The following is a 13,570-nucleotide window of genomic DNA, read 5'->3' on the forward strand; positions in this document are numbered from 1 at the left end:
GCTCCCTGTTCAGGCGCGCCGGGCCTTCAGCAGGAAGACCAGCAACGCAACACCCGGCAAGCCTGCCCCCACCAGCGCCACCCCCTGCCAGCCAAACTGGCTGAACAACGCGCTGGCCACCGCCGACCCCAGCGCCCCGCCAAGGAAGATGCTGGTCATGTACACCGCGTTCAGCCGCCCGCGGCTGGCCGGGTCCAGTGCGTACACTTCGCGCTGGCCAATGACCATGTTCATCTGCACCGCAAAGTCCAGCAGCACGCCGGTAAGGCCCAGGCCGATCACGCTGTAACCCGGGCTTGATAGCCCCAGCAGCAAGGCCACCGGCGCCAGCATCAGCGCCAACAGCGAGCCGGCGCGGGCATGCCCGGCATCCGCCAGGCGCCCGGCCATGGGCGCAGCGATGGCGCCCACTGCACCGACCAGGGCGAACACGGCGATATGGCTCTGCGACAGGCCGTGTTCACTGGCCAGGGCCATCGGCACGGCCGTCCAGAACAGGCTGAACGCTGCGAACATCAACGCCTGGTACAACGAACGCTGGCGCAGCAGTGGATAACGGCGCAGCAGAGTGAGCAGCGACAGCATGAGCCCGGCATAGCTGGCCTTGTGCTCGGGACGACGCTGCGGCAGGGTCAGCGCCAGCAACAGGATGATCGCCAGCATGACTCCGGCGGCGCCAATGAACACCGCGCGCCAGCCAAAGTGGTCAGCCACCAGGCTCGAAACCGGGCGCGCCAGCAGGATACCCAGCAGCAGGCCGCCCATGATATTACCCACCACCCGGCCACGCTGCTGTTCCGGCGCCAGGTGCGCCGCCAGCGGGATAAGCATCTGCACCGACACAGAACTGAAACCGATCAGCAGTGCGTAACCCAGGAACAACTGCCCTTGACCACTGCTGCTGGTGCCCGCCAGCAGCAGGCTGACACAGGCCAGGACAGCGGTAGCCACCATCAGGCGGCGGTTTTCCAGCAGGTCGGCCAGCGGCACCAGCAACAACAGGCCCAGGGCATAACCCAGTTGGGTAAGGGAAACGATCAGGCTGGCATGCTCGGTGGATAGCCCCAAGTCTGGGGCAATCAGCCCGACGATGGGCTGGGCATAGTAGATGTTGGCGACGATCGCGCCGCAGCAGAATGCCAGTAGCACGACCAGGGCCCGGCTCAGGCTGGCAGCTGCCGGTTGCGCTGCCGCAAGGGAGGGATTCATGCGAGGTTCCTCGACTAGGGGTATATGCTGGCTACCTTACCCATGCGCGCTTTCGCCGAGAATCCGGTCTTGGCGCAACGCGGCTTTGCGCTCTGCGCAACACTACCCGTCGTTTTTCAGTAAATTTTCGCAAAAGTCGATGAACGCGTTCACCCGCCGCGAACCCCGGTGGTTGGGCAGGTACAGGGCATTGATGCTGTTGTTGGCCGTGCCAGGGCTGGCCTGCCAGTCGGGGAATACCCGCTGCAGGCGTCCGGCCAGCACATCTGCGCGTACCAGCCAGTCGGCCAGCAGTGCGATGCCACTGCCTGCCAATGCCGTTTCACGCAGCATGTCGGCGTTGGCGCTGCGCAGCGGCCCGCTTACGTCCAGCTCCAGGCTCTCCTGGCCGCAGGCCAGGCGCCAGGGCCGCGCTTTCTGCCCGTAGCGAAAGCGCAGGCAGGCGTGCTCCAGCAATTGCCGGGGGTGCTGCAGCGGCTCACGCCCCGCCAGGTAAGCCGGGCTGGCCACCAACCAACGCTGGAAGCGACCGAGCTGGCGGCACACCAGCTCGTCATTGGGCGATGGGTCGCCCAGGCGAACCGACAGATCGTAGCGCCCGTCCAGAAGGTCATCCAGGCGGTCGCTGAGGTCGATGTCCAGCTCCAGTGCCGGGTGCCTTGCCAGGAACGGCCCCAGGTGCGGGGCGATGACCCGCCTGCCGAACTCCACTGGCAAGCACAGTCGCAATACGCCGACTGGCTCTTCGCCGCGATCGGCAACACTGGCATCAGCCTCGTCCAGCGCCTCGAAAATACCCCGTGCGCGCTCGTAGTAACGGGCACCGGCCTCAGTCAAGCTCACCTGACGCGTGGAACGGTTGAGCAAGGTGGCGCCCAGCGCCGTTTCCAGGGCATCGACCAGGCGCGTCACCGACGATGTCGCCAGCCCTAGCCTGCGCGCGGCCGCAGAAAAGCCCTGGGCATCGACGGTGGCCACGAACATCTTCATTGCCAGGAGTTTGTCCATTTGCTGGCCACCTTCCAAAACTCGGAAAGTTCTTACAAACGGCCGGGCGGGTCAAGAAGCGCGCTGCATGGCATTTGCGTCCATAGTGGCATCACACCTTCACAGCGAGGCTTTCCATGATACCGAACAACCTGCTGGCCGCCCTGCCGCCCTGCGACCCCGCCAGTGCCGAACATGTCGACGAACTGCTCAGCCGCCCAGGGGTGCGCGTGGAGCGTATCGTCTCCAGCGGCCAGGCCAGCCCGCCCGGTTTCTGGTACGACCAGGCCGAAGGCGAGTGGATCGTGCTGCTCAGTGGAGCTGCGGGGCTGCGCTTCGAGCACGAGCACCACACCCGCCTGTTGGCGCCAGGCGATTGCCTGGATATTCCGCCGCACTACCGCCACCGCGTGGAATGGACCGCACCCGGCACGGCCACCATCTGGTTGGCGGTGTTCTATGGCAGTAGTTCCCCGTGGCCAGCCTGAAGCTGAGGCTGAACGTGGGCGCGCAACACACTCGACGAAAGTATGAATGCCGGTTGCAAAAACGGCAGAAACTCCCCGTTTAATGCTTTTTTCAGCACCTGATCTAGACTTTTAGCGACACCTTCGCACATTCAGCCCTGCGACAATCAGCCTCAGAAAATTATGTACCAACTTGTTAATTAGCAAGCTAAGGGCTTAGACTGCGCGCATTCCACCTGCTGAGATCCCTGGCATGAAAGAAACACCGCGCGCCTCTGGCGCCCCAAACATCATTCTGATCGGCCTGGGCGTAATCATCGCCCTGCTCGGCCTCCTCCTGGCTGCCGGCGGCGTCAAGCTCGCCGGCCTGGGCGGGTCCTGGTACTTCCTGATCGGCGGCCTGGCCATGGCCATCGCCGGTGTACTCATTGCTCGCCGCAAGCTGGCTGGCGCCTGGCTGTATGCCGCATTCCTGATCGGCACCGTGATCTGGGCACTGAGCGATGTCGGCCTGGTGTTCTGGCCGTTGTTCTCGCGCCTGTTCATGTTCGGCGCAATCGGCATGGTGGTGGCACTGGTCTACCCGCTGCTGGCGCGTACCAACGGCGCCAGCGCCGGTCGCGGTGCCTACGGTATCGCCGGGGTAATGGCGGTGGTGTTGGTGATCGCTGCCGGCAACATGTTCGTTGCCCACCCAAGCGTCGCCCCCACCGGCAAAGGCCCAGGCATGACCCCGGTCGAAGCCGGCAAGGAACAGAAAGACTGGGCCCACTACGGCAACACCGAAGGTGGCAGCCGCTTCGCCGCGCTGGACCAAATCAACCGGGACAACGTCAACAAGCTGAAAGTGGCCTGGACCTACCACACCGGTGACGTCGCCATCAGTGACGGCAACGGTGCCGAAGACCAGCTGACACCGCTGCAGATCGGCAACAAGGTGTTCATCTGCACCCCGCACAACAACCTGATCGCCCTCGATGCCGACACCGGCAAAGAGCTGTGGAAAAACGCAATCAACGCCCAGTCCAAGGTCTGGCAGCGTTGCCGTGGCATGGCCTACTTCGACGCCACTGCCGCCATCGCTCAGCCGACCCAGCCGAACAGCTCGCCGATTACCGGCGGTAGCGTAGCGGCGGGTGCCAACTGCCAGCGTCGCCTGCTGACCAACACCATCGATGGCCGCCTGATTGCCGTCGACGCCGACACCGGCGAGTTCTGCCAGGGCTTTGGCAACAATGGCCAGGTCAACCTGATGGCCGGCCTGGGCAATGTCCCGGACTCCTACTACCAGCTCTCCTCGGCACCGCTGATGGCCGGTACCACCGTGGTGGTTGGCGGCCGCGTTGCCGACAACGTCCAGACCGACATGCCAGGTGGCGTGATCCGTGGCTTCGACGTGATCACCGGTGAAATGCGCTGGGCCTTCGACCCGGGCAACCCGGAAGATCGCCAGGCACCGCAAGGCGACAGCACCTATGTGCGCAGCACGCCGAACAGCTGGGCACCGATGTCCTACGACCCGGCGATGAACACCGTGTTCCTGCCGATGGGCTCGTCGTCCACCGACATCTACGGTGTTGAGCGCAACAAGCTGGACCACACCTACGGCGCTTCGGTGCTGGCCCTGGACGCCACTACCGGCAACCAGAAGTGGGTATACCAGACCGTGCACAACGACCTCTGGGACTTCGACCTGCCGATGCAGCCAAGCCTGATCGACTTCACCAAGGATGACGGCCAGTCGGTACCTGCGGTAGTGATCGGCACCAAGGCCGGGCAGATCTACGTGCTCGACCGCGCCACCGGTAAGCCGTTGACCCAGGTCGACGAAGTACCCGTCAAGCCAAGCAACATCCCGAACGAGCCATACTCCCCAACCCAGCCCAAATCGGTAGGCATGCCGCAGATCGGCGCACAGACCCTGACCGAGTCGGACATGTGGGGTGCCACCCCGTATGACCAGCTGCTGTGCCGCATCGACTTCAAGAAAATGCGCTACGACGGCCTGTACACCGCGCCGGGCACCGACCTGTCGCTGAGCTTCCCAGGTTCGCTGGGTGGCATGAACTGGGGCAGCATTTCCACCGACCCGGTGCATGGTTTCATCTTCGTCAACGACATGCGTCTGGGCCTGTGGATCCAGATGATCCCGTCGCAGAACAAAGGTGGCGCGGCCTCTGGCGGTGAGGCACTGAACACCGGCATGGGCGCGGTACCACTCAAGGGCACGCCGTATGCCGTGAACAAGAACCGCTTCCTGTCGGTAGCGGGCATTCCATGCCAGGCGCCGCCGTTCGGCACCCTGACCGCCATCGACATGAAAACCCGCCAGGTGGCCTGGCAGGTACCCGTGGGCACCGTTGAAGACACTGGCCCGCTCGGCATCCGCATGCACCTGCCGATCAAGATCGGCCTGCCAACCCTGGGCGGCACCCTGTCGACCCAAGGCGGCCTGGTGTTCATTGCCGGCACCCAGGACTTCTACCTGCGCGCCTATGACAGCAGCAACGGTAACGAAATCTGGAAAGCTCGCCTGCCAGTGGGCAGCCAGGGCGGCCCGATGACCTACGTTTCGCCGAAGACCGGCAAGCAGTACGTGGTGATCACTGCTGGCGGCGCCCGCCAGTCGACTGACCGTGGCGACTACGTGATTTCTTACGCGCTGCCGTAAGACCGCGTCGCCTTCTTCGCGAGCACGCCCGTTCCCACAAGGCCCACAGCGGCCATGTAGGCACGGGTTTGCCCGCGAATGGCCCCAAAGACAACCCGAGATTCAGCAATGCCATCCGCAATTCGCATCACCCCCACCCTGCTGCTGGCCCTGGCCAGCACCACAGCCCTGGCCGACGGCGACCTGCTGACCCGCAGCACCCTGACCGGTGACTGGGGCGGCCTGCGTCATCAACTCGAAGAAGACGGCGTCAAAGTCACCGGTGACTACAGCGGCGAAACCGCCTACAACGCCCACGGTGGTTTGCACCGATCGGCGCGCTATTCGCAGAACGTCAAGCTGGGCGTGCAGTTCGACCTGTCGAAGCTGTACGGCCTGGACAACGGCGGCAAAGTCCAGCTGACCGTCAACGACCGCCGCGGTAACAGCGCGTCGGAAGACCTGGTAGGCAACCGCCTGCCGATCCAGGAAAACTTCGGTGGCCTGTACACCCGCCTGACCGAGCTGAGCTACGAGCGTACCCTGTTCACTCCGGCGCTCAACGTTAAGCTTGGCTACATGGCCATGGGCAACGACCTCGGCGGCCTGGACAGCGGCATCCTGTGCAACTTCATGAACGCCGGCTTCTGCGGCCACCCGCTGAACATGTCCGGTGGCAGCGGCTGGACCAACTACCCCAATGCTCACCTCGGCGTGCGGGTGAAGTACGACCTGTCGCCTTCCTGGCAGCTGCGCGTGGCGGCGTTCAACGTCGACCCCGAGAGCAACGGCAACTCCAGCCGCGCCTGGCACCTGGGGCCCAAGCACACCACCGGCACCGTGGTACCGGTGGAGCTGGTGTACAAGCTGCAGGGTGAACTGCCGGGCGAGTACAAGCTCGGTTACTACTACGACAGCTCCGACGTGAAACGCATCGGCAGCGACGACGAAGTATCCGGCCGCTCAGGCCACTACCTGCTGGTCGACCAGGCGGTATGGAACGACCAGGGCTCGCCAGGCCGTAGCCTGCACGCCTTCGGCCAGTACTCGGCGTCGAGCAAGGCCGCCTCGCCGTTCACCAAGTGGTATGGTGCCGGTGTGGTGCTGTACAAACCGTTCGAAGGCCGCCCGAAAGATACCGTGGCACTGGGTTACGGCCGTGCCGTGCCTAATCCGCGTAGCCGCGATGTGCTTGAAGATGCCGCCTTCAACGCTGGCCAGCAGTTCCCCGATATCGACAGTGCCGAGCAGTTGATCGAACTGAGTTATGGCTACCAGGCCACACCGTGGCTGAACCTGCGCCCAGATGTGCAATACATCATCGAGCCAGGGGCGTTCTCGGGGAAGGACATCGACAACGCGCTGGTGGTGGGCCTGCAGGTCAAGGCTACCTTCTGATTCGCCAGGGCCTCGCTGTGGCCCATTCGCGGGTGTACCCGCGAAGACGCCACAGCTATCAATCCTGCTTGAGGTAATCGACCAGCCTGAGCAGCATGGCATCACAGCCCTGCAACTGCTCCACACTGACAAACTCATCCGGCTTGTGCCCCTGGTCCATACTGCCAGGCCCGCACACCACGGTCGGGATGCCGGCCTGGTCGAACAAGCCGCCTTCGGTACCGAACGCCACCGTGCCGAACTCATTCGAGCCACTGAGCAATGCCACCAGCCGCGCAGCCTCACTGTCCTGCGGTGTGGCCAGCCCCGGATAGGCGCTCAGCGGCTCCAGGCGAATGGCGCTGGCGGCATTGACCTTGCGCATACGCGGCAGCAACTCGGCCTCTGCATAAGTCTGCAACTGATCGGCCACCGCCTGCGCTTCGAACCCTGGCAGCGCGCGCACTTCAAAATCGAATTCACATTCGGCGGGCACGATGTTCAGCGCCCTGCCCCCTTTGATTACTCCGGTCTGCACCGTGGAAAACGGCGGGTCGAAGCGCTCGTCATGATGCTGCGGCAAGGCCAGTGCATCACCGATGTCACCCAACTTGCCGATCAGTTTCGCCGCGTACTCGATGGCATTCACCCCAGACGGCGCATACGCCGAGTGGCAGGCCGCGCCATGCACCTGGCAGCGCATTGCCAGCTTGCCCTTGTGCCCCAGCACCGGCTTGAGCTCGGTGGGTTCGCCAATCAGGCACAGTCGGGGTTTGTGCGGGCGCTGTTCGAGGGCTTCCAGCATCGAGCGTACGCCCAGGCAACCGACTTCCTCGTCGTAGGAGAACGCCAGGTGCACGGGCATGCGCAACGGCTGGGCGAGGAACGCGGGCACGGCTGCCAGCACCGACGCGATGAAACCTTTCATGTCAGCCGTGCCGCGACCATACAGGCGCCCGTCGCGTTCGCTCAGGGCGAACGGCTCGACGCTCCAGGCCTGGCCATCCACCGGCACTACATCTGTGTGCCCCGACAGCACCACACCGCCTACGTCCTTGGGGCCGATGGTGGCGAACAGGTTGGCCTTGGTGCCCTCCGGGTTATGGAACAGTTCGCTTTCCACCCCCAGTTCCGCCAGGTAATCACGGATAAAGCCGATCAGCTGAAGGTTGGAGTCCCGGCTGACCGTGGCAAAGCCGATCAGCCGGGCCAGCAGCGCGCGGCTGGCAAATTCACTCATCGCCTGGCACCCCGTAGCTTGGCGCGGCGGTCGGGTTGAGGGCGCGGGTGACATAGTCCTGCATCTGTGGCCGATAGGCTTGCCACAAGCCATCGAGCACACCGATCGGGTCTGCATCGGCCCAGTCGACGCGCAGGTCCACCAGTGGCCAGGTCAGTTCGCCAGCAATCTTCAACGCCGCCGAGTGCACCGGCCCGGCTTCGCCACCGGCGGCCATCGCCGCGTGCATGGCCGCCAGCAGGCGGTCGGCCAGGTGCCCACCCGCCTGCTCGAAAGCCAGCACCATGGCCTCTATTACCTGGGTAGAAGACAGCAGGTTGCCCGCCGCTGCGCAGTGTTCGCCGGCCACCGCATTGTGTGTACCCAGCGCTTCGCGCCCCGTGAACAGCGCCACTTGCCCCTGGCTGTCGATCACCGTGACCTGGCGATACTCACTCCAGCCGTTGGCACTCAGCACCCGGTCCAGGGCCGCGGCGGGTGGCAACTGGCCTTGCTCCATGGCATCGAGAATCTGCGGGCCCAGTGCCGGCAGGGTGATGTTCTGGGTAGAGACCGCGCCTACACCGGCGCGCACCCACGGGCAACGGGCGCCTACGGCGATGCTCGACGAGCTGATGGCGATGCCGACCTGGCCGGTTTCCTGGCAGCGGCCAATGATGGAGAAGGTCATGGTGAAGCTCCTGTTGTCCTGTGCGATGCAGGGCATTCTGGGTGCAACCTTCTACCCCACGAAACCAACATTTTCCTGTGCCTTGAGCAGGAAAAAACTAAGCCCGCAAAAGTGCGCCAAACACCACACGAAAATCCCCTTAAAGTTTGCTACAGGCCATGCAATTCAAGGCCTTCGCCGTTTTATCGGCAAGCACCAGCTAAATACTATTTTCGCCATTCGTGCCGCATCCCTAGTCTGGCTCCAGACAACGGCGGTCCTCCAAACCGACCTGACAACAACCGCCTGAACAAGGGCTCGGACATGACACTGAACAACCTCGAAATCGACACCCTCGTCGTCGGCGCCGGCCAGGCCGGCGTGGCCATGAGCGAACACCTGAGCAAGCTTGGCGTGCCGCACCTGGTGCTGGAGCGCAACCGTATCGCCGAGGCATGGCGCACTGGCCGCTGGGACTCGCTGGTCGCCAATGGCCCGGTCTGGCACGACCGCTTCCCGGGGCTGGAATTCAACCTCGACGCCGACGCCTTCGCAGGCAAGGACCAGGTGGCCGACTACTTCGAGCAGTACGTACGCAAGTACAACCTGCCGGTACGCACCGGCATTGAAGTAAAGCGCGTGGTTCGTAACAGCGACCGCCCCGGCTTCACCATCGAAACCAATGAAGGCGTGATTCGCGCCAACCGAGTGGTCGCCGCCACCGGCCCGTTCCAGAAGCCGGTGATCCCGGCCATTGCGCCTAAAGACAGCAACCTGCATCAGATCCACTCCGCCGCCTACTTCAACCCAGAGCAACTGCCCGAGGGCGCGGTATTGGTGGTTGGTGCCGGTTCCTCCGGCGTGCAGATTGCCGAAGAGCTGATGCGCGCCGGGCGCCAGGTGTACCTGTCGGTCGGCGCCCACGACCGCCCGCCGCGTGCCTACCGCAACCGCGACTTCTGCTGGTGGCTGGGCGTGCTGGGTGAGTGGGACGCAGAAATCGCCAAGCCCGGACGCGAGCACGTGACGATCGCCGTCAGCGGTGCCCGTGGCGGCCACACCGTGGACTTCCGCGCCCTCGCCCACCAGGGTATGACCCTGGTCGGCCTGACCCAGTCGTTCGAGAACGGCGTGGCGCACTTCCAGGACAACCTGGTCGAGAACATCAACCGCGGCGATGAAAACTACCTGGCCCTGCTGGATGCCGCCGATGCCTACATCGAATGCAACGGCCTGGACCTGCCGGAAGAACCCGAAGCCCGCACACGCCTGGCCGACCCGGCCTGCATGAGCAACCCGCTGCAGCAATTGGACCTGGCCAAGGCCGGCGTCAGCAGCATCATCTGGGCTACCGGTTACGGCGTGGACTTCAGCTGGCTGCAGGTGGACACCTTCGATGCCAACGGCAAGCCCCAGCACCAACGCGGCGTGGCCCGCGAACCCGGCGTGTACTTCCTGGGCCTGCCGTGGTTGTCCCGCCGTGGCTCGTCGTTCATCTGGGGCGTGTGGCACGACGCCAAGCACGTCGCTGGCCACATCGCCACGCAACGCACCTACCTGGCCTACCGCGACCGCGAACAGCGCGAAGCGGATGAGCAGCAAACCAACATGATCAGCAACGTCAGCACCCTCGGAGCCCACTGATGCCTACCCATACTCGCATCCGCATGTTCAACACCAAGGAAACCTACCCCAACCAGACCCTGGACAACGACCTGTGCCAGGCCGTGCGGGCCGGCAACACCATTTATGTGCGAGGCCAGGTGGGTACCGACTTCGAAGGCAAGCTGGTGGGCCTGGGTAACCCGCAGGCGCAAACCGAACAGGCGATGAAGAACGTCAAGCAACTGCTTGAAGAAGCTGGCTCGGACCTTTCGCACATCGTCAAGACCACCACTTACATCACCGACCCACGCTTCCGCGAGCCGGTGTACAAGGAAGTGGGCAAGTGGCTGAAGGGCGTATTCCCGATCTCCACCGGCTTGGTGGTCGCCGGGTTGGCCCAGGCCGAGTGGCTGATGGAAATCGACGTGATCGCCGTGGTGCCCGATCAGGAATGACCGGCGGCCTGCAGGGTGGACGGGAACCGCCGCCTGCCCTGCAACCACGCCTGGGTTACTCGTGCCGCCGCTTGTAACCGCTGTTCTGCGGGCACGCCAGCGGATGGCACCTCTACACTGACGCACAGCTGCGCCGGTAACGCCGCCACCAACGCGGCCAGCGGCAGTTGCCCTTGCCCCGGCAGCATACGGCCCTCACGCGCTTCCGCGATGATCAGCTCCTCTACGGGCGCCAGCAACGGCGCATCACACAGCTGCACCGCACGCAGCAGGCGCGGATCGACCCCGGCGAGGTCGGCCACCTGGCCACCGGAGCGGAACAGGTGCAAGGCATCGACCAGTACGCCGCCGTTGTCCTGCCCCGCCCCTGTCACAACCGTGCATGCCTGTTGCAGGGTTGCCACTGGCCGCCAGCGCATGAACTCCAGGTCCACACGCAGGCCATGACCACGCGCCAGTTCACACAGCGCCGCGAAATTGCCGGTCAGCCGCGCTACATCGTCGTCGTCCCCGGACACCGTCAGGCTCAGCGCCCCCAGCTCGGCACCTGCGGCCAACAGCGGTTGGTAATCGGCAACCTGTGCCTGTGCCGTCAACGAAACAAACTCGATATCGGTAACACGCACACCTTCACCTGCCATCACCGCCCGCAGTTCGCGCAGCGCCTGGCTACCCGGCGCAACCGGGTACGCCTGTGCACCCGGCATCACCGGGTGCAGGCGCAGCCCAACCGCGCTAAAGCCCGCGCGCCGCGCCTCACGTACCAGCCTGGCCGGCGCCAGTTCCAGGGCGGTGAGGTGCGCCACGCCCAGGCCATTCAATAGGTCGCCCTCCCGCCGCTGAGGTCGAAGACGAAGCCGGTGGTAAAGCTGCACTCCGGCCCGGCAATCCAGCTGACCATATTGGCGATCTCCTCGGCCTTGAGGAACCGCCCCATGGGGATCTTGGCCTTGCTCGCGGCAATGTGCTCGGCCGTCATCTCGGCCATCAGCGGGGTCTCGACCATGGCCGGTGCCACGCAGTTGAGCAGCACGCCGTCCTGCGCCAGCTCCTTGGCCGCTGCCTTGGTAAAGGCGATGACCCCAGCCTTGGCTGCCGAATAGGCCGAGATGTACTGCACGCCATCCTTGCCGGCCATGGAGGCGATATTGACGATGCGCCCGTAGCCGTTGTCACGCATATGCGGGATGGCGGTACGGCAGCAATAGAACACGCCGTTCAGGTCAATGGCGATGACCTTGTCCCAGGCCTCTGGCGGGTACTCCCACGACGACACCACAGGGCCATTGATGCCAGCGTTGTTGACCAGAATCTGCACCTGCCCTATACGCCTCAGCGTCTCGGCGAAGGCTGTCTCTACCGAGGCCAGCGACGATACATCCACCGCCTGGCGCAGCACGGGCTCAAAGCCGTTTTCCGCGTTGCTCCAACCCTCCACGGCGAGGTCCCAGATCACAACCTGGGCGCCGGCGGCATGCAGGCGCTGGGCAATCGCCAGGCCGATGCCACGCATCCCTCCGGTGACGATTGCGGTCTGGCCTTGCAGGTACTGGCTCATTGTTTTGCTCCATTTTCGACTGAAGGAATCTCCGGCAAGCGACGCAGGTCGCTGACCATGAACAGGTAGCACAGCGCACCGAGTACGGTGATCGACGACACGAATGCCAAGGCCCAGACGAACGAGCCTGTCAGCGAGACGATGATGCCGATGGTCAACGGCGTGACGATGCCTGCTGCGTTGGCGAACAGGTTGAACAAGCCGCCGCTGAGGCCCAGCAGGCCTTTGGGGGCGATATCGGACACGATCATCCAGGCCAGCGCCGACATGCCCTGGGCAAAGTAGGCGATGCACAGGATGGCAATCACCAGCGCGTCGGACTCGACGTAGTTGGCCAGCACGATCACCGACGCGGTAAGCAACCCGGCGATTACCGGCAGCTTGCGCGCCACGTTCAGCGAGTAGCCGTGGCGCAGCAACGCGTCAGACAGCCAACCGCCGACCAGCGTGCCCAGCGAGGCGGCAATGAATGGCAGCACCGCTACCCAGCCGACCTTGAGCCAGGGCATGTGCCGCTCGGTCACCAGGTAGGTGGGGAACCAGGTGAGGAAGAACACGTTGGTCGAATTGCAGGCGAACTGGCCCAGGCAGATGCCCAGCATGTTGCGGTGCTTGAGCAACGCCGGAATCTGCGACCAGCGGAACGACGTGGCTTTCTGCCCACCATCTATCACCCCACCGCCAGCGGCGATGTAGTCCAGCTCGGCCTGGTTGGCCGTGGTCGACTGGTGTGGCTCGTGGTATTTGCGCCACCACACCAGGCCATAGAGGATGCCCATCAGGCCGACCGCCAGCAGCAGGAAACGCCAGCCGTAAGCGTGTAGCACCCAGAACAGCAGCGGGGTCAGAAACGCCAGCCCGGTGTATTCGGCAAAGGTGTAGATACCGGTCGCCCTGGCCCGCTCGCTCTGCGGGAACCAGGTGGCCACCACCCGGCTGTTGGTGGGAAAGCATGGTGCTTCAGTCATCCCCACCAGAAAGCGCATGCCCAGCAACGACAGGAAGCCCTGCGCCAGCCCTTGCAGCCCGGTGAACAGCGACCACAAGGTCAGTGCCAGCCAGTAAGTGAGCTTGGTGCCCAGCCGGTCGATGAGGATGCCGCCCGGAATCTGCGCAGCGGCGTAGGTCCAGGAAAAGGCGGAAAAGATCCCCCCCATCATCGCTGCGTTCAGGCCCAAGTCAGCACTGATACTGGGCGCGGCAATACCCATCACGCTGCGATCGAGGTAGTTGATCATGGTACCGCCGGAAATCAGCGCCAGGATCATGAAACGGGTGCGGGTGCGTTGCTGGACGCGCGCAGGGGTGTCGAACACCCCGAGGCTGGCGTTCTGTTCAGTGGTCATGACGGTTGCTCTCTTGTTATTGGAATG

13 protein-coding genes are annotated in these 13,570 nt (G+C 64.2%); 6 read left to right on the forward strand and 7 right to left on the reverse strand.

Features of this window, described 5'->3' with window-relative positions; genetic code table 11:
- Positions 1–9: 9 nt before the first annotated feature.
- Both Q9451_RS18410 and Q9451_RS18415 read right to left on the reverse strand, forming a co-directional pair.
- The gene (locus Q9451_RS18410) at positions 10–1,209 is read right to left on the reverse strand and encodes an MFS transporter (RefSeq protein WP_012272001.1); all 1,200 of its coding nucleotides are present in this window, start codon (positions 1,207–1,209) and stop codon (positions 10–12) included.
- 102 nt (positions 1,210–1,311) lie between these two features.
- Positions 1,312–2,217 (reverse strand): LysR family transcriptional regulator, encoded by a 906-nt coding sequence (locus Q9451_RS18415; RefSeq protein ID WP_012272000.1) that lies wholly within the window; start codon positions 2,215–2,217, stop codon positions 1,312–1,314.
- A gap of 116 nt (positions 2,218–2,333) precedes the next feature.
- Here Q9451_RS18415 and Q9451_RS18420 point away from each other — a divergent pair, with 116 nt between their 5' ends.
- The 3 genes from Q9451_RS18420 to Q9451_RS18430 all read left to right on the forward strand — a co-directional run bounded on the left by Q9451_RS18420 (position 2,334) and on the right by Q9451_RS18430 (position 6,711).
- Complete coding sequence (locus Q9451_RS18420; RefSeq protein ID WP_012271999.1) at positions 2,334–2,684, forward strand: cupin; 351 nt, start codon at positions 2,334–2,336, stop codon at positions 2,682–2,684.
- 232 nt (positions 2,685–2,916) lie between these two features.
- Positions 2,917–5,334 (forward strand): glucose/quinate/shikimate family membrane-bound PQQ-dependent dehydrogenase, encoded by a 2,418-nt coding sequence (locus tag Q9451_RS18425; protein ID WP_012271998.1) that lies wholly within the window; start codon positions 2,917–2,919, stop codon positions 5,332–5,334.
- 108 nt (positions 5,335–5,442) lie between these two features.
- A complete protein-coding gene (locus Q9451_RS18430; RefSeq protein WP_012271997.1) occupies positions 5,443–6,711 on the forward strand; it encodes a carbohydrate porin in 1,269 nt (422 codons plus the stop codon).
- Positions 6,712–6,769: 58 nt separating this feature from the next.
- Here the strand turns inward: Q9451_RS18430 and argE are convergent, their stop codons facing one another.
- The gene (argE, locus tag Q9451_RS18435; RefSeq protein WP_012271996.1) at positions 6,770–7,930 is read right to left on the reverse strand and encodes an acetylornithine deacetylase; all 1,161 of its coding nucleotides are present in this window, start codon (positions 7,928–7,930) and stop codon (positions 6,770–6,772) included.
- Positions 7,923–8,600, reverse strand: a complete 678-nt coding sequence (locus Q9451_RS18440; RefSeq protein ID WP_012271995.1) for a DUF1028 domain-containing protein — start codon at positions 8,598–8,600, stop codon at positions 7,923–7,925. Before Q9451_RS18440 ends, argE begins: the two co-directional genes overlap by 8 nt.
- Here Q9451_RS18440 and Q9451_RS18445 point away from each other — a divergent pair.
- From Q9451_RS18445 to Q9451_RS18455, 3 genes are read left to right on the forward strand one after another with little or no spacing between them, the layout of a single operon-like run.
- On the forward strand, positions 8,599–8,889 hold the full coding sequence (locus Q9451_RS18445) for a hypothetical protein (RefSeq protein WP_041166477.1): 291 nt from the start codon (positions 8,599–8,601) through the stop codon (positions 8,887–8,889). The genes Q9451_RS18440 and Q9451_RS18445 overlap by 2 nt on opposite strands.
- A gap of 14 nt (positions 8,890–8,903) precedes the next feature.
- Positions 8,904–10,223, forward strand: a complete 1,320-nt coding sequence (locus Q9451_RS18450; protein WP_012271994.1) for an NAD(P)/FAD-dependent oxidoreductase — start codon at positions 8,904–8,906, stop codon at positions 10,221–10,223.
- On the forward strand, positions 10,223–10,639 hold the full coding sequence (locus tag Q9451_RS18455; RefSeq protein WP_012271993.1) for a RidA family protein: 417 nt from the start codon (positions 10,223–10,225) through the stop codon (positions 10,637–10,639). Before Q9451_RS18450 ends, Q9451_RS18455 begins: the two co-directional genes overlap by 1 nt.
- On the opposite strand, the gene Q9451_RS18460 is transcribed toward Q9451_RS18455, so the two are convergent.
- Genes Q9451_RS18460 through Q9451_RS18470 form a run of 3 tightly spaced genes read right to left on the reverse strand, consistent with a single transcriptional unit; the run spans position 10,630 to position 13,543 of the window.
- Positions 10,630–11,460, reverse strand: a complete 831-nt coding sequence (locus tag Q9451_RS18460) for a sugar phosphate isomerase/epimerase (protein WP_012271992.1) — start codon at positions 11,458–11,460, stop codon at positions 10,630–10,632. The two genes, Q9451_RS18455 and Q9451_RS18460, sit on opposite strands and share 10 nt — an antisense overlap.
- Positions 11,457–12,197 (reverse strand): SDR family NAD(P)-dependent oxidoreductase, encoded by a 741-nt coding sequence (locus tag Q9451_RS18465; RefSeq protein ID WP_012271991.1) that lies wholly within the window; start codon positions 12,195–12,197, stop codon positions 11,457–11,459. The genes Q9451_RS18460 and Q9451_RS18465 overlap by 4 nt, the downstream gene beginning before the upstream one ends.
- On the reverse strand, positions 12,194–13,543 hold the full coding sequence (locus Q9451_RS18470; protein WP_012271990.1) for an MFS transporter: 1,350 nt from the start codon (positions 13,541–13,543) through the stop codon (positions 12,194–12,196). The genes Q9451_RS18465 and Q9451_RS18470 overlap by 4 nt, the downstream gene beginning before the upstream one ends.
- Between the last annotated feature and the right edge of the window lie 27 nt (positions 13,544–13,570).

The organism is Pseudomonas sp. NY8896 (assembly GCF_039634505.1).